The 21,671-nt window shown below is 40.1% G+C and carries 28 protein-coding genes; 13 read left to right on the top strand and 15 right to left on the bottom strand.

What is annotated here, in order from left to right; all coding sequences use genetic code 11:
• The first annotated feature begins 35 nt into the window (after positions 1-35).
• Positions 36-449, top strand: coding sequence for a DUF1259 domain-containing protein (locus tag ACH6EI_RS08280; RefSeq protein WP_028414474.1), 414 nt, complete (start codon positions 36-38; stop codon positions 447-449).
• A 116-nt stretch (positions 450-565) separates the two neighbouring features.
• Here ACH6EI_RS08280 and ACH6EI_RS08275 read toward each other — a convergent pair whose 3' ends face one another.
• Positions 566-895: an AzlD domain-containing protein gene (locus ACH6EI_RS08275; protein WP_033580525.1), complete on the bottom strand. Its 330-nt coding sequence runs from the start codon at positions 893-895 to the stop codon at positions 566-568.
• Positions 892-1,617: an AzlC family ABC transporter permease gene (locus ACH6EI_RS08270; protein WP_033580524.1), complete on the bottom strand. Its 726-nt coding sequence runs from the start codon at positions 1,615-1,617 to the stop codon at positions 892-894. The genes ACH6EI_RS08275 and ACH6EI_RS08270 overlap by 4 nt, the downstream gene beginning before the upstream one ends.
• A gap of 95 nt (positions 1,618-1,712) precedes the next feature.
• Between ACH6EI_RS08270 and ACH6EI_RS08265 the strand changes: the two genes are divergently transcribed.
• Positions 1,713-2,264 carry a helix-turn-helix domain-containing protein gene (locus tag ACH6EI_RS08265; RefSeq protein ID WP_028414477.1) on the top strand — a complete coding sequence of 184 codons (552 nt, stop codon included), beginning with the start codon at positions 1,713-1,715 and terminating at the stop codon, positions 2,262-2,264.
• A gap of 38 nt (positions 2,265-2,302) precedes the next feature.
• Here ACH6EI_RS08265 and ACH6EI_RS08260 read toward each other — a convergent pair whose 3' ends face one another.
• Positions 2,303-2,986: a TerC family protein gene (locus ACH6EI_RS08260; RefSeq protein ID WP_028414478.1), complete on the bottom strand. Its 684-nt coding sequence runs from the start codon at positions 2,984-2,986 to the stop codon at positions 2,303-2,305.
• 272 nt (positions 2,987-3,258) lie between these two features.
• Entirely contained in the window at positions 3,259-4,242 is a 984-nt protein-coding gene (locus ACH6EI_RS08255; RefSeq protein WP_028414479.1) for a LacI family DNA-binding transcriptional regulator, read from the bottom strand.
• A gap of 160 nt (positions 4,243-4,402) precedes the next feature.
• Here ACH6EI_RS08255 and ACH6EI_RS08250 point away from each other — a divergent pair, with 160 nt between their 5' ends.
• Complete coding sequence (locus ACH6EI_RS08250) at positions 4,403-4,882, top strand: RrF2 family transcriptional regulator (RefSeq protein ID WP_013057917.1); 480 nt, start codon at positions 4,403-4,405, stop codon at positions 4,880-4,882.
• 18 nt (positions 4,883-4,900) lie between these two features.
• Positions 4,901-5,284 carry a nuclear transport factor 2 family protein gene (locus ACH6EI_RS08245; RefSeq protein ID WP_028414480.1) on the top strand — a complete coding sequence of 128 codons (384 nt, stop codon included), beginning with the start codon at positions 4,901-4,903 and terminating at the stop codon, positions 5,282-5,284.
• A gap of 37 nt (positions 5,285-5,321) precedes the next feature.
• Here the strand turns inward: ACH6EI_RS08245 and ACH6EI_RS08240 are convergent, their stop codons facing one another.
• Complete coding sequence (locus ACH6EI_RS08240; protein ID WP_099000372.1) at positions 5,322-6,146, bottom strand: SPL family radical SAM protein; 825 nt, start codon at positions 6,144-6,146, stop codon at positions 5,322-5,324.
• A gap of 446 nt (positions 6,147-6,592) precedes the next feature.
• Between ACH6EI_RS08240 and ACH6EI_RS08235 the strand changes: the two genes are divergently transcribed.
• On the top strand, positions 6,593-6,721 hold the full coding sequence (locus tag ACH6EI_RS08235) for a hypothetical protein (RefSeq protein ID WP_255219776.1): 129 nt from the start codon (positions 6,593-6,595) through the stop codon (positions 6,719-6,721).
• A gap of 145 nt (positions 6,722-6,866) precedes the next feature.
• A complete protein-coding gene (locus ACH6EI_RS08230) occupies positions 6,867-7,391 on the top strand; it encodes a hypothetical protein (protein ID WP_099331137.1) in 525 nt (174 codons plus the stop codon).
• 137 nt (positions 7,392-7,528) lie between these two features.
• On the opposite strand, the gene ACH6EI_RS08225 is transcribed toward ACH6EI_RS08230, so the two are convergent.
• Together ACH6EI_RS08225 and ACH6EI_RS08220 are read right to left on the bottom strand one after the other, a co-directional pair.
• A complete protein-coding gene (locus ACH6EI_RS08225; RefSeq protein ID WP_014459259.1) occupies positions 7,529-7,969 on the bottom strand; it encodes a cell wall hydrolase in 441 nt (146 codons plus the stop codon).
• Positions 7,970-8,046: 77 nt separating this feature from the next.
• Positions 8,047-8,565, bottom strand: a complete 519-nt coding sequence (locus tag ACH6EI_RS08220; RefSeq protein ID WP_099331138.1) for a dihydrofolate reductase family protein — start codon at positions 8,563-8,565, stop codon at positions 8,047-8,049.
• Between the two features lie 90 nt (positions 8,566-8,655).
• On the opposite strand from ACH6EI_RS08220, the gene ACH6EI_RS08215 reads away from it, so the two are divergent.
• On the top strand, positions 8,656-9,591 hold the full coding sequence (locus tag ACH6EI_RS08215) for a helix-turn-helix transcriptional regulator (RefSeq protein WP_099331139.1): 936 nt from the start codon (positions 8,656-8,658) through the stop codon (positions 9,589-9,591).
• A 256-nt stretch (positions 9,592-9,847) separates the two neighbouring features.
• On the opposite strand, the gene ACH6EI_RS08210 is transcribed toward ACH6EI_RS08215, so the two are convergent.
• The gene (locus ACH6EI_RS08210) at positions 9,848-12,997 is read right to left on the bottom strand and encodes a bifunctional cytochrome P450/NADPH--P450 reductase (RefSeq protein WP_099331140.1); all 3,150 of its coding nucleotides are present in this window, start codon (positions 12,995-12,997) and stop codon (positions 9,848-9,850) included.
• A gap of 26 nt (positions 12,998-13,023) precedes the next feature.
• Positions 13,024-13,602 (bottom strand): TetR/AcrR family transcriptional regulator, encoded by a 579-nt coding sequence (locus ACH6EI_RS08205; RefSeq protein ID WP_028414486.1) that lies wholly within the window; start codon positions 13,600-13,602, stop codon positions 13,024-13,026.
• A gap of 303 nt (positions 13,603-13,905) precedes the next feature.
• Between ACH6EI_RS08205 and ACH6EI_RS08200 the strand changes: the two genes are divergently transcribed.
• Entirely contained in the window at positions 13,906-14,274 is a 369-nt protein-coding gene (locus ACH6EI_RS08200; RefSeq protein ID WP_033580511.1) for a nuclear transport factor 2 family protein, read from the top strand.
• A 69-nt stretch (positions 14,275-14,343) separates the two neighbouring features.
• On the opposite strand, the gene cotJC is transcribed toward ACH6EI_RS08200, so the two are convergent.
• Genes cotJC through ACH6EI_RS08185 form a run of 3 tightly spaced genes read right to left on the bottom strand, consistent with a single transcriptional unit; the run spans position 14,344 to position 15,440 of the window.
• Positions 14,344-14,913: a spore coat protein CotJC gene (gene cotJC, locus ACH6EI_RS08195; RefSeq protein ID WP_025751043.1), complete on the bottom strand. Its 570-nt coding sequence runs from the start codon at positions 14,911-14,913 to the stop codon at positions 14,344-14,346.
• A 21-nt stretch (positions 14,914-14,934) separates the two neighbouring features.
• Positions 14,935-15,195 carry a spore coat protein CotJB gene (locus ACH6EI_RS08190; protein ID WP_025751042.1) on the bottom strand — a complete coding sequence of 87 codons (261 nt, stop codon included), beginning with the start codon at positions 15,193-15,195 and terminating at the stop codon, positions 14,935-14,937.
• Complete coding sequence (locus ACH6EI_RS08185) at positions 15,192-15,440, bottom strand: spore coat associated protein CotJA (RefSeq protein ID WP_028414488.1); 249 nt, start codon at positions 15,438-15,440, stop codon at positions 15,192-15,194. The genes ACH6EI_RS08190 and ACH6EI_RS08185 overlap by 4 nt, the downstream gene beginning before the upstream one ends.
• A 203-nt stretch (positions 15,441-15,643) precedes the next feature.
• On the opposite strand from ACH6EI_RS08185, the gene ACH6EI_RS08180 reads away from it, so the two are divergent.
• Entirely contained in the window at positions 15,644-16,006 is a 363-nt protein-coding gene (locus ACH6EI_RS08180) for a hypothetical protein (protein ID WP_033580509.1), read from the top strand.
• Positions 16,007-16,093: 87 nt separating this feature from the next.
• On the opposite strand, the gene ACH6EI_RS08175 is transcribed toward ACH6EI_RS08180, so the two are convergent.
• From ACH6EI_RS08175 to ACH6EI_RS08165, 3 genes are all read right to left on the bottom strand, one after another.
• Positions 16,094-16,228, bottom strand: coding sequence for a hypothetical protein (locus ACH6EI_RS08175; protein ID WP_260503752.1), 135 nt, complete (start codon positions 16,226-16,228; stop codon positions 16,094-16,096).
• Between the two features lie 158 nt (positions 16,229-16,386).
• A complete protein-coding gene (locus ACH6EI_RS08170) occupies positions 16,387-17,016 on the bottom strand; it encodes a LysE family translocator (RefSeq protein WP_108674788.1) in 630 nt (209 codons plus the stop codon).
• A 27-nt stretch (positions 17,017-17,043) separates the two neighbouring features.
• Complete coding sequence (locus ACH6EI_RS08165; RefSeq protein ID WP_099000376.1) at positions 17,044-17,877, bottom strand: AraC family ligand binding domain-containing protein; 834 nt, start codon at positions 17,875-17,877, stop codon at positions 17,044-17,046.
• Between the two features lie 202 nt (positions 17,878-18,079).
• On the opposite strand from ACH6EI_RS08165, the gene ACH6EI_RS08160 reads away from it, so the two are divergent.
• The 4 genes from ACH6EI_RS08160 (at position 18,080) to ACH6EI_RS08145 (ending at position 21,551) form a co-directional block, all read left to right on the top strand.
• Positions 18,080-18,901 carry a sensor histidine kinase gene (locus tag ACH6EI_RS08160; protein ID WP_028414492.1) on the top strand — a complete coding sequence of 274 codons (822 nt, stop codon included), beginning with the start codon at positions 18,080-18,082 and terminating at the stop codon, positions 18,899-18,901.
• Positions 18,902-19,543 (top strand): response regulator, encoded by a 642-nt coding sequence (locus ACH6EI_RS08155; RefSeq protein ID WP_028414493.1) that lies wholly within the window; start codon positions 18,902-18,904, stop codon positions 19,541-19,543.
• A gap of 134 nt (positions 19,544-19,677) precedes the next feature.
• Positions 19,678-21,057: a PepSY-associated TM helix domain-containing protein gene (locus ACH6EI_RS08150; protein WP_099000377.1), complete on the top strand. Its 1,380-nt coding sequence runs from the start codon at positions 19,678-19,680 to the stop codon at positions 21,055-21,057.
• A gap of 29 nt (positions 21,058-21,086) precedes the next feature.
• Positions 21,087-21,551, top strand: coding sequence for a FixH family protein (locus ACH6EI_RS08145; protein WP_099000378.1), 465 nt, complete (start codon positions 21,087-21,089; stop codon positions 21,549-21,551).
• Positions 21,552-21,671 lie beyond the last annotated feature (120 nt).

Genomic DNA, 21,671 nt, shown 5'->3' with positions numbered 1-21,671 from the left:
CTTACTAAGAGTATAGAAGAAAGGCAGGGGCTTATATGTATACTACAAGTGAGATATGTCAGCAGTTTGGCCAGATTTTAAACGCTAAAAGCAAAGTTAGTCCAACAGGATGCTCAGTGTCGCTTAAAAGAAGCTTTCAGGCTTCTGTTCAAGGGCGGAAAAGCAGCTCTGTCGTTCCTGTTGGCGTATCATTTGAGGCGATAGACGCGCAGGGAAACGCGTTAAACTTGGCTGAGATTGCTATTTTACAAGAAGAAATCCCTCGTTTTACAGAAGCTGCTGCGCGGCAAGGTCTTATCGTAAGCGCTTTGCATAACCATTGGCTTTTTACAGAACCCGTCCTTATGTATCTTCATATTCAATCTGTAGAGCCTCCTTTGCATTTTGCAAAAAAAATGGCTTTTTGTTTTACAACGCTAAGCAGCTTGCCTGTTTCAACAAACGTATAATAAAAAAGAAGCACCTTTTAAAAGCATGGTAGAGCTATAAAAGATGCTTCTTTTTTTATGAATGAACATATTATGAGTAGACTCAATTTTATCTTCAACTAAACGAAAAGCCTCTTTTATGAAAATAAAAACAAACGAAGCAGCGCCATCATTCCAACTCCGCTAATAACGGTGATGGATAAACTTTTTGTTTTCAGCGCAATCAGTAAGGTTGGAATAACTACGATGATGACGGGCCAGTTAATTTTCACACTGTCATTTGTTTGAATGATAAAGTTCTGTACAACAAGTGCTGTTAAAATACAAATAGGAATATAGGACAGCCATTTTAATACGGGTTCTGGCAGCGCGATGTTACGCACAACTAAAAACGGAACAATACGAGGAACTACGGTAACAAGGGCACACCCTAAAATAATGATAAGTGTTGAATAGTGGATACTCATTTATCCGTCACCACCCCAATCGTCGCTACAATAATCGTTGAAATTAAGACAGCTACATGTGAAGGTACCAAAAAAGACAGCACAATCATAATAATCGCCATATAAAGAATTAAACGTAAATAATGATTAAGTTTTGAAGGTAACACGCTTTCGATTTGTAAAACAAGCAGAGCTAAAAACATAGCCGTTAAGGCAAAATCAAATCCAAAGGCTTCCGGGTCAGATAGCAAATGCCCAAAAATGGCTCCCATCGTACAGGCGATAATCCAGCTGACGTAAGCCGTTATATTTAATCCGTTCATCCAGCGGTCATTAATTGGCTCCCCTTTTGCAATTTTATTTGAAGACACTCCAAATGATTCATCCGTCAGAAGTGCTCCAATTCCGACGTTTTTTAATAACGAATATTTTGTGAATTTAGGCGCGACCGTAGCACTCAAAAGAAAATGTCGTAAGTTAACGATGAATGTTGTGAGAATAATAGCTGAAATCGAACTGTTCGCAACCATCAGTGCACAAATAATAAACTGAGCAGCCCCGGCATACACGAGCGCTGATAATAAAGTAACTTCCATAACGGAAAGATGCGAGGACACGCCGACAATCCCGGCGGCAAGCCCTATGCTTATGTAACCGAGTAGCGTAGGGACACAGTCCTTGGCCCCTTGTCTGAACGTTAGATCCACTTTTTCTCTCTGCTGTACTGCTTTTTCTGCGATCACCGTACTCCCTCCTTTTCTGCTATATTATACATCTATACGTTATATTAAACAACGGTATGTTATACTATCTTTATAATCATTAAAGGAGTACAACAATGGACGCGATTCAAGATATTATTGCTAAAAATCTTGTTAAACTACGAAAAAATCGAAATTTGACGCTTGATCAAGTTTCTGAATTAACAGGTGTGAGCAAAGCAATGCTTGCACAAATTGAAAAAGGTAAATCCAGTCCGACAGTTACTACGCTTTGGAAGATTGCGAACGGCCTTCAAGTCTCTTTTTCTGTATTTATAAAAGAAGACACTCCGGATGTGCAGAAAGTAAGCATAAAACAGCTAGATCCCATCACGGACAACAAAGGTGATTACTTAGTGTATTCTTTTTTTCCTTATCACCCGGAAAAAAAGTTTGAAATTTACATTGTCACATTAAAGCCCGGATGCGTGCATGAAGCAAAAACTCACTTAGGAGATGAATACTTACTTATTAAAGAAGGAGAATTAACGGTTCGTTTTGAAAGTGAAGAACATGAATTAGTCTCAGGAGACGCTCTGCATTTTTCAGGAAATACCTCTCACAGCTATATCAATTCATCTGAAGAAGAAGCAAGCTTTTTTTTACTTATGCACTATCCCGAATCATAAAAAAAGAGCGTACGGATCATCCGTACGCTCTTTTTTTATTAAGCTGCGTGGGCTTGTTCTTTTTTCATTTTTTTGTTTTTCATGTATCCAATACTTACAACTGCAATCGTTAAGATAACTTGAACAGCAAGATGTAAAGCTGTACTTGGAACAAATCCACCAATAATTTTATCTTCAACAATCATTTTTCCAGCAGACCATGCGAGCATCGCCGCTCCAGCGTAAATGATAATCGGAAATTTTTCCATTGCTTTCATAATAAAGCTGCTTCCCCAAATAATAATCGGAATTGAAATTAATACACCAATCATAATTGGAACAAATTCATGAGCTACACCAGCTAGAGCTAATACGTTATCTAATGACATGACCGCATCTGCGATAATAATCGTTTTAACCGCACTCCATACCGTTGCTCCACCTTGAGGGTTATCGCCGTGTTCGTGATTATCGGCTAATAATTTATACGCGATCCAGACTAGCATCAAGCCGCCGACCGCTCCGATTAATGGAATCTTTAATAATGGGACAATAATAGCCGCAAATAATAATCGAAGACCAATCGCGCCGCCTGTTCCAATTAAAATCGCTCTTTTTTGTAAGTCTTTTGGTACGTTACGAGCCGCCATTGCAATCACAATCGCGTTATCTCCGCTTAAAATTAAATCAAGAAAAATAATTTGCAGCAAACCTTGCACTGATACGCCAATTAGTTCCTCCATAGTTACCTCCACCTTCTCTTTTTATGTAACGTTTCTCCTCTAAATGTCCGAGCCTTTTCCTCCTTTTTTATAATTGAATACAAAAAAGACCCTTACCAAATAAGCGGTAAAGGTCTTGCTAACAACATAATGTCGCCAACAAAGCCGAGAGATAATCTCTGTAATGACGACTTTGCTGTTAAAGCTACTCCCCTTTAGGAGATACGTTCAATTATTTGTTTGTATTTACACCATTTATACTATAGCACCTCCTACATTCTGTCAATCATTTTTTATGTAAAACGATTGTCAACGCTTTCTCTTTCAATCAATTCATAGTTCGAAAGTGTAAGCTTTTCGACTTCTTCGCCGTTAACTAGCTTGATAATTCGCTGTGCTCCCATTTGGCCCGCTTCTTTATAGTAATATTTTACGGTTGTTAAGCTCGGATGAATCACACCTGTAATTTCATAGCCTCCAAAGCCGGTAATGGATACATCTTCAGGAACGCGCAGTCCGTTTAAATAAGCGGCCTTTAACGTACCAAGCGCAATGTTATCGGTCGCACATACAATCATGGACGGGTTAAATTCTTTCATCACTGCCGTAGCTGCTCCGATTGCATCGCTCATGTTAAAGCTTGTTTCATAACAGCGGATCTCGCAGTCGCTGTCTTTAAGACCTTGCTTTACCCCTTCTTTTCTCTTTACACCTACAGCTATGTCCTTTTCAGTTACGCCTAAAAAAGCGATTTTTTTATGCCCTTTTTCCCCTATGTACCTTCCAATGTCGCATGCAGCCTCGTAATCTTGGTGAATTAAACTGTGAACTTCTTTATGCTCCTGTCCAATTAGCAAAACGGGAATTGAAATCGTACGGAACGCTTCCAAATGAGCTTTTGTAATCTGAACGGCAAGCAAAATAATACCGGCTACCTTCTGCTTAGCCAGCGTATAAATATTTTCAATTTCTCTTTCTAAATCTTGATTAGAATTGGAAACAATCATTTGATAGTGGTGGTCTCTAAGTTCTTGGTCAATGCCATCTAATGTGCGGGAAGTCGCAAAAGAACCCATGCGCGGAACAATGACACCGATGATATTTGTTTTTTTTGCTTTTAAGCTTTGAGCAAAAGCATTTGGGCTATAGTTTGTTTCTTTAATAATTCCTTCAATTTTTCGTTTCGTCGCATCGCTCACAGACCCTCCGTTAAGGTAGCGGGATACAGTGCTTTTTGCTACTCCTGCAAGCCGAGCGATATCTGCAATAGTTGTCATTCTCTCATCTCCGTATTTTGTTGCTGCTTCTTTCACAGTATACACGAATATCGCGTGTATATTAAGTAACTGCTTTACTTTTTGCTTCATAAGCGGTATGATAACCTAAACGTGGATAAATATTATCCACGTTGTACACATATAGCAGGAGATGATGTTTTTGCACATGAAAACAGGCGTTGAGCAATCCGTGTATGCCATTTTGCTGCTTACGTTTTTACCTGAAAAAGCTGTGCTGCCAGGAGATGTTATCAGCACTCAGCTTGGGGGCTCGCCTACGTATTTTCAAAAGCTTCTTCGCAAGCTGGTTAGCGCTGATTTACTTGCTTCCGTTCCTGGTAGCAAAGGTGGATTTCGCTTAAAGAAAACGCCGGAAGAAATTCGAATCTATGACGTATACGTAGCCATTGAAGGCAAGCAGTCTCTTTATTCATCAAGCGGTATTTTTCACGATATGCTTAATTTAAAAGACAAAGATATTTGCTTATTATCCGATTTAATGGAAGAAGCCGAATCTTCATGGCAGTCCATTTTAAAACGGCAAACCATTGCCACGCTTACAAATGAAATTCATAAAAAATGTCCAAAAGAAAACCTGGACATGCTAAAAGCAACTGTAGAAGAAAAAATGGTGCTGTAGCACCCAAAGGAGATTATCATGGAAAACTTAAATAGATATTTTGATTTATTCGATCAATCACGTACAAGCGAACAAGCATTTGAAGAATTGGTGAGCCTTTTTTCAGACGATATCGTATTTGTCTTAAACGGCCACGAAAAGCAAGGCATTGAAAACTGGAAGCTGTTTGTGAAAATGGTTTTTAAAGAAAATGCTGATATTAAGCATATGTTCGAAGGCTGGAAAGCAGTTGAAGGTACGGACATGTTTGAAACGCCTTGGGCAGTATGCGGAAAACGTGCATCTGGCAGCGTATTTACTCAAACAGGAAAAGATATTGCTAAGCTAGATAAAAACGGGAAGATCAGTTATTTAGAAAACGTACCTGATGACACAAACATGTTTGATACGTATAAAAATTAATATGGAGAAAAGAAGGGCTATATAGGCCCTTCTTTTTTTACGGCGCAAACCCTTCTTGAGAAAGATAAATCATCGAAGAAGGATAAAATTTTTCAAAATAACGAATGGCTTTGATATGAATGTCTTTGTCATACCAGTCTAGGAAACCGTGCTGATCAAATAGTTCCGGCATCCCTAGCCTTTTAGACGTTTTCCCTAAGGAACCGTCTCCTAAGTACAAGGTATCAATGCAAATCCGGTCCATCATTCCTTCTATTTTCTCAGGAAATTCAGGCGTGAAAGGAAGCATTGGAGCAATGGCTACTTGCGTTAAAATTCCGCTTTCTTTTACTTTTTTTAACGCATTCATACGAAGTTTCATCCCCGGAGCATAAGGAGAAAAAATTTGTTTTACATCTTCTCGGTCTGTTTCAATAGTCATCGATACGCGAAGGTCACATACTTTTTGAAGCTGTAAAAGCAAATCAATATCTCTCGTCACAAGCGGCGATCTTGTTTGAATCAGTAAAAAATCAGGCGGATGATTGATCATTGTTTCTAAAAGAGCCCGAGTGATGCCTGCTTTACGCTCAGCCGGCTGATAGGGATCTGTCGCTGAAGACATAAAAATGCACACCGGCTGCTCTTTTTTTCGCAGTTTTTGTATTTCTTTTTGATAGACTTCAGCTGCGTTGAATTTCAGCTCTAACCACGTTCCCCACTCCATTTCTTTAAAACGCTGAATTGGTAGTTCTCGCACGTAGCAAAATTTGCAGGAGAATGTACATCCAGCATACGGATTTAAACTATGAGTATAACCGGATGCCAAAAAGCCGGTCGCTTTTGTTAAAATACTTTTCGAAACCACGTCTTTTTGGTTCATCTTTCTCACCTCTTTGTCCAATAAGTATATCAAGTTCACAAATGAAAAAACTACTTCCCACATGGAAAGTAGCCCTTTATGTTTTCAACTCATCAACTTTGATTTTCTTTCTTTTCACTTGTCGTTTCAAGTAAAGAGGTTAAATATGAATTTAACTCAAATTGGTCCTTTTCAATAAAATCAGATAATACAGGCTGCTCTTCTTTTCTCATCTTTCTCCACTCCCTTTGTTTTTTATGTATGTGTTTTCAATCATCAATGGATAAAAGTAATGTACTTAACTCTACCCGTATCTAAACAAAAATAATCATGGTATTTTATACTATTTTTACATTTATGCACGTTTTATTTGTATATTTTTTACAATGTAACGTAAATTAATAGCAAGATTAGTAAACGTATAAACTTGATTAACAGCTCACTTCATAGAAGGAGGAATGACAAACATGAATCATGAACAAAAATCCACGCTGTCTCCTGTTTCACAAGAGCAGCAAAGCCCCGATACTCAACTAACGGAAAAAGAAGAGCGTATGCCGGAGTATACGCATACTTCGCTTAATCCAGACTCATAGAACAAAAAGAGAAATGCCGAGGCATTTCTCTTTTTAATGTTTCTATACTTTTCTTCATTAATCATGACGTTGAGACAAATAAAGGTAAAGATAATGAACATGGCGAATGAGTACCATTATCTATTAATGACAAAGGAGAACGAGCATGAAGAAAAAAGTGATGGGAGCAATTTATGCTCTTTTAACGCTGTTCATTTTAAGTGCCTGCAGTACCGAAGACGTTGTGACAAATAATTCAGATCCAAAAGTTTCTGTTTCTACTACAGTTACACCGCTGACGAAAAAAGAATTTAGTGAAGTTGGAACATCAGGGTTAACAAGCCCCTCTAAAAAAGATTTTCACAAAGTACATATGACTCTTACTTTACGCGGTACGAACTACCTGTCGGATATTCAAGTTAAGCTACCTAACTATAAAGAAGCTTTTAATAACATGAAAGACGATCACCAAACAAGATATTGGTTTGGCAGCGGTGCAGATGAAGAGCAAGAAAACAAAAACATCTATACAAGGGAATTTGTCCTTTATACGAAAGGCTTAACCGATAAGCAAATCAAAGATATTTTAGCAGCAGCTAAGGTAAAGACGTCCTGGGTGGTAAAGGATACAAAAGCGAAGGATCAATCCGAATTTGCTGCTGGTAAAAACATAAAATTTGAAGCAAAATGAGACATGCACCAATTAGCAAAAGCCCCCTTTATGAAAAGAGGGCTTTCTTTCATTATATGAAGAACGACTACCTTGTCACCTGCAGCTAAAGTTTTTTAAGGTCAAACCTTTAGAATGCAGCATATCTCATAAGCTATCTAACCGTTATAAACGCTAGCGCACGTTCCTGGTTTTGGCTCATAGTAACAGTGATTTTTGTATTGACCAGAAGCGGGCTGACCGTACCAGGTTGGAGGGCATGGAGCGGATGGATTAAAGTACCACAAGGCATATTTCCCCGGGTGTTCTCTCCAATAATCCAAATTCTTTTTGGCTAACCTTTTTTCAACACTTCTTGCTCTTTGATAAAATACGTTCCCTTTTTGAACTGCTTCAAATGAATAGTTGCCTCCTTGCACCTGGTAAATAACTTGCGGAACTGATCTTAAATCTTTGAAATCTAAACAGTTTGCTTTAAGGCGATTTACAATGACATTTCCAACATACAGCATGCCTTGTTTTCCTTCGCCTTCAGCTTCTGCTCTCATCATCCTTGCCATTAAAGCAACATCTGAATCTCGATAACTTACTCTTGGCATTTTTTCACCCCAAAAATATACTATGAAAAAAGGACGCTCTTGATGTCACTGTCCCTAAAATAACAGAAGGTGGATGTTTATCCTCTTTTGTAATACAGCTGAGCGATTTGCCCGTACTGCTTCATATCGGTAAGCTTCAAGTCCATTTCTGGAATTCCTTGTTTGAATAGCGGAATACCACCCCCAAGCAAAACAGGAATGACCGATATGATAAATTCATCTACACTCTCTGCTTTTAAGAAATCAGCAAGGATCTCAGCGCCTCCCACTAGCCATATTTTTTTAGCGTCTTGATCGAGGTTGTTGAGAAATGACGCCACGCTTTCGTTTACAAACTCTACGTACTGATCTTTTCCTTGAGCTGATCGGCTAAACACGTAGCACTTTTTATCGAGATACGGGAACTCAGGTGTGAGCTTCAGCACGTGGTCGTACGTAGCCTTTCCCATAACGACCGCATCACACGTTTGATAAAAATCTTCGTACCCGTTGTCTCCCTCTCCTTCTACGCTTTGTAGCCAGTCAATCTCTCCGTTTTCTCTTGCGATATACCCATCTAAGCTTGCAGCAATATATACGACAATTTTTTTCTTCATTCCCTTTTCTCCTTTCAACTTTACTGTTTCTGTATGATATCATCTTAATACGACACTTTTTGTCATATTAAAAGAAAAAGGTGAAAATAAATGGCTAAATCTAGACGACTTGTAGATATGCTCATGTTTATTAACACAAAAAGAACGTTTACGGCAAAAGAACTAGCAGAGGAATTTGGGCTTTCCGTGCGGACCGTTCAGCGCTATTTACTGGACTTAAGCGAATTAGGACTGCCTCTTTACAGTGAAAAAGGACGGAGCGGTGGTTACAGAGTGTTAAAAAACCGTATTCTCCCTCCTATTTTGTTTACAGAAGAAGAAGCCATTTCGATCTTTTTTGCCTATCAAGCTCTGCAGTATTATCATAACCTTCCATTTGATGCAGAAATTCATGCAGCTCTTCAAAAATTTTATGTATATTTGTCTGAAGAAACGAAGAAAAAAGTAGATAAAATGAGTGCTCATATTGCATTTTGGAATCCTAAAAGAAATCTAAACACTCCTTATTTGAAAGCGCTGTTAGAAGCAAGCCTTGAAGGAAAATATATTGAATTTCTTTATGATTCAAGGACGGGTCAAACAAGGAAACAAGCCAAGCCTCTTGGCATTTATGCTCATAACGGTTTATGGTACTGCCCCGCTTATTCCTACGATAAGCAAAAAGTATTATTGTTTCGAGCAGATCGTATTCACTCATTAAAGATTTTAGAAAAAGACGAAAAGAAGTCTCTTACGTTAAAGGAATGGCTTGAAACAACTCCTGAAAACACACAGCCGATTTCGTTAAAAGTAACCTTGACGCACGAAGGCGTTCGTCAGTGTAAAGGCGTTCCGTGGCTTGAAAATCATGTGAAGGTGACGCGTGATGGCACTGGCTATATTGATACGATAACGGACGGAAATGAATTAAGCTACATGGCTTCTTTTTTCTATACGCTAGGTGCTCATGCCCTTATTGAAGAACCTCAGGAGCTAATTCAAAAGATCTGCTGTCACGCAGAAGAAACGCTAAGGCGGTATAAATAAGGTGGGGACAAAAGTAGTTTTCGAAGGAAGAAACGATGAATTGAGACTCTTGATAGAGAATTAAATTCGTTTGGGTTTTTTCATTGGTATGCTGAATGGAGGTTTCATGTATATGGCTACTTCTAGCGGTATCACAAGCAATCCATACGAGTTCATTTCTCAAGTTTGTTCGTCTTTAGATGATATGTGGGTTTAGTTATGTCTTCACCTCGCTATAAAAAATAACCTCCGCCAAATAGCGGAGGTTATTTTTTATTTACCCAGCCCACACGTCTTTTGCGTATCGGCCCTCTTCTTCTAGGTGCTGCAGCCATAAGCGAGCGTCTGCTTCACTCACTTCATGAACGTCAGCATAGCTTTTAATAAGCGTTGCTTCAACGTCCGGTGCCATTTGGCTTCCGTCTCCGCAAATATAGAAGTGCGCTCCTTGATCAAGAAGTTCAATCAATTTCGTGCCGTCTTGTTCCATCACGTGCTGAACGTATGTTTTCGGCTGATTTGATACGCGAGAAAAAGCAGTGTGAAGCGTAATGATGCCTTCATTTTGTGCATTTTCAAGCTCTTCTTGATACAGATAGTCTTCATGAGGTGAACGGCAGCCAAAGTATAAATGCGCTTCTCCAAGCGACTGTCCTTGTTCTTTTAACTGCTTGCGAGCCTGCACAAAGCCTCTAAACGGCGCGACGCCTGTTCCCGGTCCGACCATGATAATCGGTGTTTCAGAGTCTTTTGGCAGCGCAAAGCCTGACTGCGGTGTGGAAACAAAGCACGTAATTGTATCTCCTTCTTGCAGCTCAGCAAGATAGTTCGACGCAATTCCTTTGTACTCTCCATACCCGCTCCACGCTTCTCCAGAGACAACGCTGACCGTGATGCTTGCTTGTTTTTCATCGACGCGAGGTGATGAAGAAATTGAGTAGTAACGCGGACGCATGCTTGGAAGAAGGGCGATAAATTCGCTGAATTCCATTTCACACGCCGGATATTTTTCAAGCAGTTCAAGCATTGTTAAGCGTTTTGCCAGCACCTTTTCTTTATACGCTTGCTTTTCAAGCAAGGCTTCAAGCTCCACTTTATGCGGCGGGCAGACCGTTTTAGCAGCCATTGCGCGAAGCTGTGTGCGCGTAACAGGGTCTTGAAGCTCCACATATTGCAGAAGCTCTTCTACTGATACGGTTTTACCGAGTGGCAAATGCGCTAATTTTTCTTCTTCAGCTTCCAAACGGATTTGCTGTGATGCATCTAGACCGAACCTTGTCGTTACACGATTTACTATTCCTTCATAGTTGCGAGGAATAATACCTAAATGATCTCCTTCTTGATAAGAAACTTCTTTTGGAAGCTCAATTTCAAGATGACGCGTGCTTCGTTCACTGCCTGGTTTTTGTAGTTCTTTGCTTGCTACAACGTTCGCCGAAAAAGCACCGTGCATTTTCGCAAGCGGCATGTCCGCAGCGCTGTCGACAAATTGAAGTGAAAGCGTAGATTTATTATCTTCACTGTTTTCTATGTCGAGGTTAAAGTAAGCTGCTACGTCACTCCACATATGTTCACGCCATTCTTCGTATGTGCCTTCAAAGTCGTCGCTTGCATCTGCTTCGCCGCGTTCAGCGATGTTTTCTGCCCCTTTAGCGGCTAGCGTTTCATCGATAAAAGCAGGCACTTTCTGATAGGTAGTTGCCCAGTTTTTATCGCCGCATCCAAATACGGAGTAGCGAACGCCTTTTACTTCATCAGCAGACGCTTGGTCTAACCAGTCGACAAACTGCTTTGCGTTATCAGGCGGATGTCCGTTATAAGAAGCCGTTACAATTAAAACAGCTCCTTCACGCGGAAGATTTCCTGCATGGGAATCAAGCGTTGCAACCTGAGGTGCGAATCCTTTGCTCATCGCAATATCTGCTAAATCCCTCGCCGTTCCTTCAGCTGTTCCCATATTTGAACCGTATAGCACAAGCAGCGGCGTATTATGAGCGTTCTCTACCTTTTTGCGTGCTTTTTTAGCAGGCTGTTCCGTGCTAGGTGAAGGAATGCCACCAAGCGGAATTTTTTTTGATTTTGCTTTTACAACAAAACCTTCAGGTTTTAACGTTAAAGTTTCTTTAATATCCATCTCGTAATTTGTATGATCTTCAAAATCAAAATGTTTTAGCATCATACCAAGTACAAGCGTTGCTTCATGAAGAGCGAACTGCTGACCGATACACGCACGCTGACCGTTTCCAAACGGTTTAAACGCATGCTGCGGAATCGCGCTTGGATTTTCAAAACGCTCTGGGCGGAACTCTTCCACATCGTCTCCCCAAATCGTTTTATCACGGTGAAGCTGAGGAATTAGAACCATCAGTTCATCGCCTTTTTCTAACGGATATTCTCCTCCAAGCACCGTATCCTCTTTTGCATATAGAGAAAATGCAGGAGCTGTCGGCCATAAGCGCAGCGCTTCGTTTAAGACCATGCCGACGTATTTAAGCTGTTTCACTTGTTTATAGCTTGGAACAGGATCTACTAAAACTCGTGCTGCTTCTGCTGCTGCTTTTTGTAATACATGTGGATTTTTCACTAAGAAATACAGCGCAAATGATAAAAGACCACTTGTTGTTTCGTGTCCCGCAATTAAGAACGTAATAATTTGATAGCGAATGTTCTCATCATCAAGCGGCTCACCTGTTTCTGGGTCTTTTCCGTTTAGCATATGCGTTAATAAATCATCGCTTTGTTCACCGCTTGCCTTGCGATCTGCGATAATTTTATCTACTAGATCGTTCATCACCTTAATATCTTCTTGAAACTGACGCTTATTTTCATCGTAGGCAGGATCATCTGGATTTGCTCGCTGCAGCTTGTTCATCGCTTCGTCCAGTGCACGAACCATACTTGTAATAAACGGGTGCGGCTGATCGCGATAAAAGCTGTTAAAGCGGTAATTAAAGCCGCAAAGACCGATTGTATCAAGCGTTAAGCGCGTCATATCTTCCGGTACTTCAATATGCTCATCTGCATTTAGACGCTCCCACTTTTGAATAAGCTGCACGGCGATATCGACCATCATCGCGTGATAGCCTTTCATCGCTTGCTGACTGAAGCTTGGAAGTAAGATATTATGCGCTTTTTTCCAGTTTTTTTCGTGCGTCCAGCTTGTAAATAAACCGTCTCCTGCAAAATCACGCACAAATTTAAGCGCTTGACTTAAGTTTTTATCAAAGCGGGATTCATCGCATGCTTCTTTAATTAGACGCTGACTGGATAAGTAGCGCGTCACACGTCCAGGCGCTTCAAATTTAAAGATTTCCCCTAATTCATCTGCAATTTTCATCAGCGTTTGAATCGGTTTATCTGTGTTTAATAACGGTAAGTTTTTAAGCTCTCCAAATGTTTTTGGCTGAGGCATTTCTTTAATTGTCATGTTATCCCTCTTTCACTTGTTAAGTTTCATGATTGTCTGCTAAGTGCTGCCCACAGACTCTCTTCTACGCCGGCAAGAAGTTCATCAGTTAAAGATAAATAGTCATTTTCAATCATTTCATATACTTCCATAAAGCTTCCAAATAAAATAGCAATGAGCGCATTTTCAGGAAGGTTTCTAATAATGCCTTGCTTTTGTCCTTCTCTGAAGAACGTGCAAACAAATTCCACCAGCTTTTGATAGGCTAAGCGACTCTCTTCTGTTAAAAAAGCTCCTTGACTATGAGTTTTAATAAAGCCAAGCGCACGAGGATGATTTTTAGTGAATGTCACCATACCTTCAAAGATATGATGAAATCCATCTCGATATCCTTCTCTTTCGTTAGCCAGGCCGCTTTCAATACACTGTAAAAACTCGTTTACATGCTGCTGAAACAGTTCGTTTACAAGGCTTTCTTTATTTTTAAAGTAGCGATAAATTGTTCCTGCTCCTACTTTGGCATTTTCTGCAATCATTGGCATCGTGGTTGCATCAAATCCTCTTTCTGCAAACAGCAGAAGCGAAGCAGAAAAAATCGCTTTTTGTTTTGTTGGAGTAGATTCCACTTTATCACCTCTTTCCAAAAACGGAATGAACGTTCATTCCGCTACAATTACAAGTATAAAAAACTGCTTCTTAATAGTAAAAAGATAACTAAACAAGTGGAAAGAAAAGGTTCTTTCACTCTAATTTTATACCATTTAAAGGTAAATAATGGAGTCTTTCAGAATATTTTATGCTTACAGAAAATTAGTCCACTTATCCCCTTTATTAACATAATTTAACACAATCTATTAAAGGAAGAAGTTTAAAGGAAAAGCAACGTGGAAATAGAAAAGAGTTACACAAGGCGTAAAGGAGGATTAAAAATGAACCAAGCAAGAGTGATAGAATACGAAGAAATGCTTCGCTCAGCCATGCTTTCTAATAACGTAGAGTTATTAGAAGAATTACTTTCAGATGAGCTTATTTTTGTGAATCACTTTGGGCAATGGTTGTCAAAAGAGCAAGATATAAATGCTCATCGTTCAAAAAGTCTTGATATAGCGGGCATCGAAGTGTTGGAACAAGAAATTAAACTGTTTCAAGAACTTGCCGTTACCGTTACAAAAGTAGCGTTAAATGGGTCGCTTGCAACTGGTGAATCTATTGGAGGCGAATACTGCTATACGCGAATTTGGAAAGATGTTGAAGGAACATTAAAGGTTGTTTCTTGTCACTGCAGTTCTAGCGCATAATCAACGCTGCCATAATAAAAAACATCCCTCCTTTCATTTGCATTCGCAAAGAGGGATGTTTTTTGCTAGTTAAAAGATTTTCTTCCTGTCTCTGTCATCTTTTAAAATCTCCACGGCCTCACGGAAACGCTGTGAATGAACAATCTCTCTTTCTCGTAAAAATCGTAAGCTGTCGTTTAAATCAGGATCATCTGATATATCAATTAACCATTGATATGTAGCTCTTGCTTTTTCTTCTGCCGCTATGTCTTCATAAAGATCTGCAATCGGATCTCCTTTTGCCTGTATATACGTAGCGGTAAACGGAACGCCAGCAGCATTATTGTAATAAAGTGCACTATCATGGTTTACATAGTGTTCTGTCAATCCAGCTGCCTTCAGCTGCTCCGGCGTTGCATCTTTTGTTAGCTTATAAATCATCGTCGCAATCATTTCAAGATGAGCAAACTCTTCTGTCCCGATATCGTTTAGCAGTCCAACAACTTTATCGGGAATGGTATAGCGCTGATTCAAATAACGAAGTGCAGCTGCAAGCTCTCCGTCCGCTCCCCCGTACTGTTCCATTAAATATTTGGCAAGCGTTGGATTACACGTACTTACTTTAACTGGATACTGCAATTTCTTTTCATACACCCACATATAGTTCCCGCCTTTATCTGCTTATATTTGCCATGGCCAAGGGCTTGTTCCCCAGCTCCACTTCCCGTCGGTATAGCTGTTTCCATACTGCTGGAGCGGCCCGTACTTTGTTTCAAAGTTTCTTTTTAACTGCATAGCCTGCTGCGCGTATTCGTTAAACTGCTGCATAGCCTGCTGGTCATTTGGATGGGTATCTAAATACAGCGTTAATTCTACAAGTGCAAAATCAATCGCCTGTATTTCTTCTAAATCCTGATAGTACTCCGGAGGTAGTTTTTTCATTCTTTATCCCTCTTCTTATCTTTGTATGGATTTTCATAGTAGTCCCAAAAAGCCGGCCACAGCGTTCCTTTTTTTAGCGCTTCTTTCGGTGAAAACTGCTGCAGATTCGCGGGTTGAAATCCCATGTATAATTGAGGCGGCGTAGAATAATATTTAACTCCTATCGGCCGGCACGGATCATAGATACTGTGGAAAGGTTGATAGGTCTTAACCGGTGTAAACATCTTTTTTGGATTGTTATCCATGAAAAGTCCTCCTCTAAAAACACACTCTGTTTTATCCTATTCAGTTTTTATCGAGTTCATGAAGGAATTCATTCCCGACTTAAGAACCAAACTTTTCTTCATAAAAAAGACCTATGTAAAAAAAGCTATAGTTGCCCAATCCCTTTAGGCAGCTTTCTCATACTTTATAAAATAGTGATTAAGAAAATAGAGGTGCTTAAAAAATGGACATTAATTACATGGATTTTTATTTTTACCCAGCACGATTTCCTGGACCTCAACTCCCGCCCGGTCCACCTAGACCACCAGGCGGTTTACCTACACCTGACCCGCAGCAAGCTCCAACTTCCCCTCCGCCGGCATTTATTCCAGCTCAGCAAACGGCAACTCCATTTGCTGTTGACCCAGGAGCCATTTCTCTTTGTCTATTCCGCAATACGTTCATATGGCTTAGAAACGGCTCTAGCTTCTGGTATTTTCCTATTTTTGTAGGACCGCGATCGGTTGCAGGGTTTAGATGGAACGGACGTTTTTGGACCATTTTCGGTGTCGATACACGACAAATTGTTTCGTTTACGTGTTTTTAAACGTTAAGAAAAGAGATTGAGACATAGCTAAATCAATACAATTTAAAGACGATAAAATTGAATACATGAACTAGTATCCGTGGCTTGTTACACTGCTGTTGATTTCCGTGCATGGCTTCGCTTTCCGCGGGCGGCCGGTGAGCCTCCTCGTCGCTTGCGCTTCTGCGGGGTCTCACCTGTTCCGCTTTTCCCGCAGGAGTCTTCGCCTTGCCCTCCAATCAACAGCTAGAAATAACTGAATAAATATATGAAGGCTATGTTCACCATACTAATAAAAAAATCCGAACGAGTTTGATTCTCCATCAAGAATCAAACTCATTCGGATCTTCCTTCAACTAACATATTTTTATCCCAGCCTCTTTTTTGCTTACTAGCTACTATTACACGATTGTTCTTATTCCAAAACCAATCAGCAGCACTCCGCTGCATCTCTGAAAAACTTTTTGAAACATCGGTTTTTTAAGCCATTTTTTCACGTAATCTACTACATACACTAAGATTAAAAACCAACCTACCGCTATGAGTGTAAGAATAAAACCAAGCATAAGCAGCTGCTGATTCTTGTGAGCATCCAAGTTGATAAACTGTGGCATGAATGTAATATAAACCAATACCGTTTTAGGGTTAAGAAAATTACTAAGAGCTCCCTGTATGTATGATTCTTTATAGGCGTGATTAGATGAAGGCTTAACAGCTTTTTCTTCTTCTGAAATGTGCTCCAATGAGAGCGTATTTTTTGTCAGAAATACCCTGATACCTAAGTAAAATAAATACGCGGCACCTATATATTTAATGGTGTTGAACAGATACACCGACTGCGCGATAGCAACAGACAAGCCAAGCACAGCAATTAACGTCCAAAACGTGAGGCCTGTAGCCATGCCGAGTATGGTAAAACGTCCTGCTTTTGCTCCGTGATGAAGCGTATTTTTCATGATAAGAATCGTATCAGCACCAGGTATCATTGACATAACCAGCGCCATCAGCATATAAGCAGCTAAATGATCCACAGCTCTTCTCTCCTTTTTAAGCTATTACTAGCATTCTGTTTTCTTTTCACTTTCAAAGATTTTCATGTATTGTTTTGGCGTTAGCCCCACCTGACTTTTAAAAAATCGAGTCAAATGACTTTGATCACTGAATCCAGTTAAAAAGGAGACGTCAATCGGTTTTTGTCCCTGTTCTAGAAGCTTTTTAGCCTGATTGATTCGAACTGTTTCTAAGTAGCTGTATGGAGAGATTCCTTTTTGCTTTGTAAAAGAGCGCAGCAGCCGGTATTTGCTCCATCCAATTAGCTGACTTAACTCATCCAGCGTGATCTTGTTTGTATAGTTGTCTTCCAAATAGCTGCAGATTGTTTTGATTTCATGAGACGTGTCAACGGCTGATGAAAGAAAAGAAAGATTTGAATGATCCTGCATGAGTTCTTCTAGCAAATATAAAAATAACTCTTCTTTCTTAAACTCCCGTTCACCATTTAAAATTTGTAAATGAAGCTCTTTTAAACTAGAGACAGCCTCACTTCTTTGTACCACATTGCTGTTAAAACGCGGAAGACTTTCACTTCCGTTAATGTCAAAAACAGCTTTTTTCATCGCGTCTGGCGTCACGTTAATACAGCGATAATCAAGCGTTTTGCCGTCTATTTGTTCACAGCTATGGACATCATACGGATTAAACAGCAGCAAATCGCCTGGATTAATGATGTATTCTTTGCCTTGGCAGATTAAATGACGCTGACCTTCTTCAATAAATCCAATCACATAATACTCGTGAAAATGAGCAGGAAACTTTTGCATAATTCCTTTAAAACGGTAAGCTTCAATATGTAAATCAGCGTCAACGTGCGCTGTCCGAATTTCTTTTGCCATTAATAAATCACTCCTTGTCACATACTAAGCTTTTTAACCATACCATTGACTCAAGAATTTTTCTTGTATGATATTGCAGATAAGATTTTCTTTATTAACTTTATCCACTCACCCCTAAGAGTGATTTCTCTTCTTTCCTCTAGTAATTTTCCGCTCAAATGATAAAATATAGACACATTTTATGGATGAAAGAAGGGATACCGTGAAATATAGACAAATTAAATGGCTGATTTTGCTTCTTCCAACTCTGACCATCGCACTTTGGGAGTATGTTCGCCATGCCTTTTTGCTCCCTTACATCTCAATGGACATGGGAAATGTTCTTTCTCCGCTGCTTGTCTTTTTTGTAACGCTTGTCTTTGTCCGCTATTTATTTTCTATTTTAGAAAAAATGCAAGAGGAACTAAGGCAAGAAAAAGAAAAGAAAGCTGCGCTTATTGAGCGTGAAAAATTAGCTCGTGAACTGCATGACGGCATTGCGCAGTCGCTGTTTCTCCTATCTGTTAAAATGAACAAGTTCGGAAGAAAAAACAACTTAGAGCAGGATCCTGATTTTATCCGAATGAAGCAAACTCTGCAGCATGTTCATGACGATACGCGCCAAGCGATTACAAATTTAAAGCACTCTCCTTCAGACTCTTCAGAAAGCTGGACTGAAAGCATTCATCAATACGTCGATGATTTAACACATACTCATTTACTAGATGTCAATTTAGATTGGAGACTGTCAGAAACAACGCTTTCGAGAAAAGAAAAAAATGAGCTGTTTGCCTGTGTGAAAGAAGCTGCTATGAACGTCATTAAACATGCAAAAACAAATAAAATCTGGATTACAGCCGGTGAAACGGCAGGCGGATGGATTTGTGAAATTACAGATTTCGGTATAGGTTTCACCTCTGAATCCCTTAAGGCCGGTCTTGGTCTGCAAATTATGAAAGATCGTGCCAAAGATATGAACTGGGACTTTTCCATTCAACGAAAACAGAACCAGACCATTGTTAGTATTAAAAAGGAGGTTACGTAAATGCAGCCGTTTCGTATTTTGATTGTAGATGATCACGTTCACGCAAGAGAAGGCATTCGCGATATTTTAGAAGAATATGAAGATTTTATGATTGTTGGCGAAGGAACCAACGGGCAGGAAGCAATCGAACTAACCGAAAAATTAATGCCTGACATTGTGCTAATGGATATTAAAATGCCCGTGATGAATGGATTAGAAGCGACAAAACAAATTAAGCTTCAGTTTCCGTATGTTAAAATTGTGGTCATCACGGTTTCAGACGATATTACGGATTTGTTTGATGCGCTGAAAAAAGGAGCCCAGGGCTATTTGTTAAAAAACCTGCAGTCTGAAGTGTGGTACGACTATTTGCGTGCGTTCGCTTTAGATGAAGTTCCTATGTCAAAAGAAATTGCGTTTCAAATTTTAAAAGAGTTTCCGCAGGAAACATCGATTACAAAGCCAGACACTCCCCTGTCTGCACGGGAGCTTGAAGTGCTTCAATTAGTGGCTAAAGGACTGTCAAACCGCGATATCTCGGCGCAGTTATTTATTTCTGAACACACGGTAAAAAGCCATTTGAAAAATATTTTAAGCAAGCTTCATTTAGAAAACCGCGTGCAGCTGACAAGCTATGCGTTTCAAAATGGCTTAATGAACTAACAGCTTTTACGAGCTGTTTTTTTATTACCCCCTTCCTCTTATAAACCCCAACAATCACTCTCAGGGGTGATGGCTAATTCTCCCTTTCCTTCTATAATAAAAGCACGTTAGTTAGTAAAAAGGAGGAAAAAACGATGCAGGAAAAGCGCGAAGAATCAGCGAGTACAACGAAAAAAAGCACGGCGCGTTCTCAAGGTCTATACAAAGCCATATGGCGCTGGCATTTTTATGCGGGTTTAATGTTTACTCCGTTTCTTCTTATATTAGCTGTTACGGGCGGGATGTATTTATTCAAGCCTCAAATTGAAGAAAAACTGTATCACGACTTCTATCATGTACAAGCTCAGTCACAGTCCGTATCCCCTTCAGCACAAGTACAGGCTGTAAAGGAAAAGTATCCAGACGCTGATGTGTTGACGTATAAGCCCAGTGATCTCTCTACTCGTTCGTCAGAAGTAGGAATTTCATTAAAAGACCATACATATACGATGTTTGTTAACCCTCACAATGGTCACATCATAGGAAAAGTAGATGATTCCAGTCGCTTGATGAATCAAATTGAAGAATTTCACGGAGAGCTGATGGCGGGAACAGCAGGTGATCGTATCGTAGAACTTGCGGCCTGCTGGGCAATTGTCTTAATTGTAACCGGCGCTTTTTTATGGTGGCCGCGCAAAAAAGACAAAATAAAAGGCGTGCTGATTCCTCGTTTTTCAAAAGGTAAAAACGTACTGATACGTGACCTTCATGCAGTACCGGCCTTTTGGATTTCAGCGGGGATGCTTTTTCTCGTACTAACAGGACTTCCGTGGTCAGGACTGTGGGGCAATGCGTTTCAGCAAGTCGCCACAAACGCAGGTGTTGGGTACCCTCCGTCTATTTGGGTAGGCAGTGCTCCTACTTCAACCGTGCAAACAAAAGATGTTGCGGACGTGCCTTGGGGAGCTGAAACGTTAGAAGTGCCAAGCTCCACAGCTTCGCAATATACAAAAGTATCGCTTGATGACATTGTCACGATTGCAAGAGAACAGCATATGCACGACGGCTACACCATTTCTATTCCGCAAGACGCTCAAGGTGTGTATACGCTCTCTGTTTTTTCACCAAGAGCTCAAGATGAAGCAACCATTCACCTTGATCAATATACCGGAGCTGTGTTAGCCGATTATCGGTACGACAACTATGGATTTATGGGCAAATTGATTGCGCTTGGTATTACGCTTCATAAAGGCACACAGTTTGGATTTATCAATCAGCTTATGGGCCTTATTATTTGTATCGGAATTGCTGGTATCGCTATCAGCGGATCCTTACTGTGGTGGAAGAGAAAACCAGCTAAAAACATGGGGGCTCCTAAAGTTCCTGAAGGAAGTGCAATGCGAATCGTGACGTGTATAATCGTCGTGTTTGGTATCCTCTTTCCTTTAGTCGGACTGTCCTTAGTTATCGTGTGGCTTTTAGATTTCTTTGTTATCAAACGAATTCCAGCATTGAAGCGATTTTTAAACGCATGATTGATGAAACGATGTGAGGTGCAGTAACAATGAATAAATGGAAAATGTCCGGACTAGTCATACTCAGTACGCTTGTGCTTTCCGCGTGCTCCGTAAACAGTGACGCAGACCAGCTCTACAAGCAGCAAAAGCCTCTGTCGGCGCATGTGATGCTTCCTGAAAATATAGAGCCACAGAGCACACAGGTGTTAGAAGTCCATGTGATGCAAGAAAATAAAACGGTGGATGACGCCAAAAGCGTTCAGTTTAACGTGTGGAAAAAAGATGCTCCCGGTAAAGTTGAAACAATAAAGGCACATTATGACGGCAGTATGTATAAAGCAAAAGCAGCCTTTAAAGAGGATGGTATTTACTATATTAAAACCGATATTAATGCTCGCGGTGAGCACATCCTTCCTACTCAGCAAGTCGCAGTAGGCAAATTATCAAAAGAAGAGTTACGTTCACTACAGCCAGCTGAAAACGAAACGCATCATCACCACTCTCATCATTAGACATAAGCTCACGTTCAGCAGCTGAACGTGAGCTTATGTTTGTCTTATGAATTCTAGCTAGTTCCATTATATGTTTTTACATTTTTTTCTTATTACTTTACAATAAGAGTGATAAACGTT

This window comes from Priestia sp. JSM ZJ58, from assembly GCF_044383985.1.
Taxonomy (GTDB): domain Bacteria; phylum Bacillota; class Bacilli; order Bacillales; family Bacillaceae_H; genus Priestia; species Priestia zanthoxyli.
The sequence above is the reverse complement of the archived record's forward strand: the minus strand, read 5'-3'. Positions and strand labels throughout refer to the sequence as shown.

Bases quoted from the DNA above. Each gene is read 5' to 3' on its own strand.
- ACH6EI_RS08220 (WP_099331138.1), bottom strand. From the start codon at position 8,565: ATGAAGAAAAAAATTGTCGTATATATTGCTGCAAGCTTAGATGGGTAT.
- ACH6EI_RS08245 (WP_028414480.1), top strand. From the start codon at position 4,901: ATGGAAAACTTAAATAGATATTTTGATTTATTCGATCAATCACGTACA.
- ACH6EI_RS08155 (WP_028414493.1), top strand. From the start codon at position 18,902: ATGCAGCCGTTTCGTATTTTGATTGTAGATGATCACGTTCACGCAAGA.
- ACH6EI_RS08235 (WP_255219776.1), top strand. From the start codon at position 6,593: ATGAATCATGAACAAAAATCCACGCTGTCTCCTGTTTCACAAGAGCAG.
- ACH6EI_RS08265 (WP_028414477.1), top strand. From the start codon at position 1,713: ATGGACGCGATTCAAGATATTATTGCTAAAAATCTTGTTAAACTACGA.
- ACH6EI_RS08145 (WP_099000378.1), top strand. From the start codon at position 21,087: ATGAATAAATGGAAAATGTCCGGACTAGTCATACTCAGTACGCTTGTG.
- ACH6EI_RS08180 (WP_033580509.1), top strand. From the start codon at position 15,644: ATGGACATTAATTACATGGATTTTTATTTTTACCCAGCACGATTTCCT.
- ACH6EI_RS08210 (WP_099331140.1), bottom strand. From the start codon at position 12,997: ATGACAATTAAAGAAATGCCTCAGCCAAAAACATTTGGAGAGCTTAAA.
- ACH6EI_RS08225 (WP_014459259.1), bottom strand. From the start codon at position 7,969: ATGCCAAGAGTAAGTTATCGAGATTCAGATGTTGCTTTAATGGCAAGG.
- ACH6EI_RS08150 (WP_099000377.1), top strand. From the start codon at position 19,678: ATGCAGGAAAAGCGCGAAGAATCAGCGAGTACAACGAAAAAAAGCACG.
- ACH6EI_RS08240 (WP_099000372.1), bottom strand. From the start codon at position 6,146: ATGAACCAAAAAGACGTGGTTTCGAAAAGTATTTTAACAAAAGCGACC.
- ACH6EI_RS08255 (WP_028414479.1), bottom strand. From the start codon at position 4,242: ATGACAACTATTGCAGATATCGCTCGGCTTGCAGGAGTAGCAAAAAGC.
- ACH6EI_RS08185 (WP_028414488.1), bottom strand. From the start codon at position 15,440: ATGGATAACAATCCAAAAAAGATGTTTACACCGGTTAAGACCTATCAA.
- ACH6EI_RS08215 (WP_099331139.1), top strand. From the start codon at position 8,656: ATGGCTAAATCTAGACGACTTGTAGATATGCTCATGTTTATTAACACA.
- ACH6EI_RS08190 (WP_025751042.1), bottom strand. From the start codon at position 15,195: ATGAAAAAACTACCTCCGGAGTACTATCAGGATTTAGAAGAAATACAG.
- cotJC (WP_025751043.1), bottom strand. From the start codon at position 14,913: ATGTGGGTGTATGAAAAGAAATTGCAGTATCCAGTTAAAGTAAGTACG.
- ACH6EI_RS08280 (WP_028414474.1), top strand. From the start codon at position 36: ATGTATACTACAAGTGAGATATGTCAGCAGTTTGGCCAGATTTTAAAC.
- ACH6EI_RS08165 (WP_099000376.1), bottom strand. From the start codon at position 17,877: ATGGCAAAAGAAATTCGGACAGCGCACGTTGACGCTGATTTACATATT.
- ACH6EI_RS08260 (WP_028414478.1), bottom strand. From the start codon at position 2,986: ATGGAGGAACTAATTGGCGTATCAGTGCAAGGTTTGCTGCAAATTATT.
- ACH6EI_RS08230 (WP_099331137.1), top strand. From the start codon at position 6,867: ATGAAGAAAAAAGTGATGGGAGCAATTTATGCTCTTTTAACGCTGTTC.
- ACH6EI_RS08275 (WP_033580525.1), bottom strand. From the start codon at position 895: ATGAGTATCCACTATTCAACACTTATCATTATTTTAGGGTGTGCCCTT.
- ACH6EI_RS08200 (WP_033580511.1), top strand. From the start codon at position 13,906: ATGAACCAAGCAAGAGTGATAGAATACGAAGAAATGCTTCGCTCAGCC.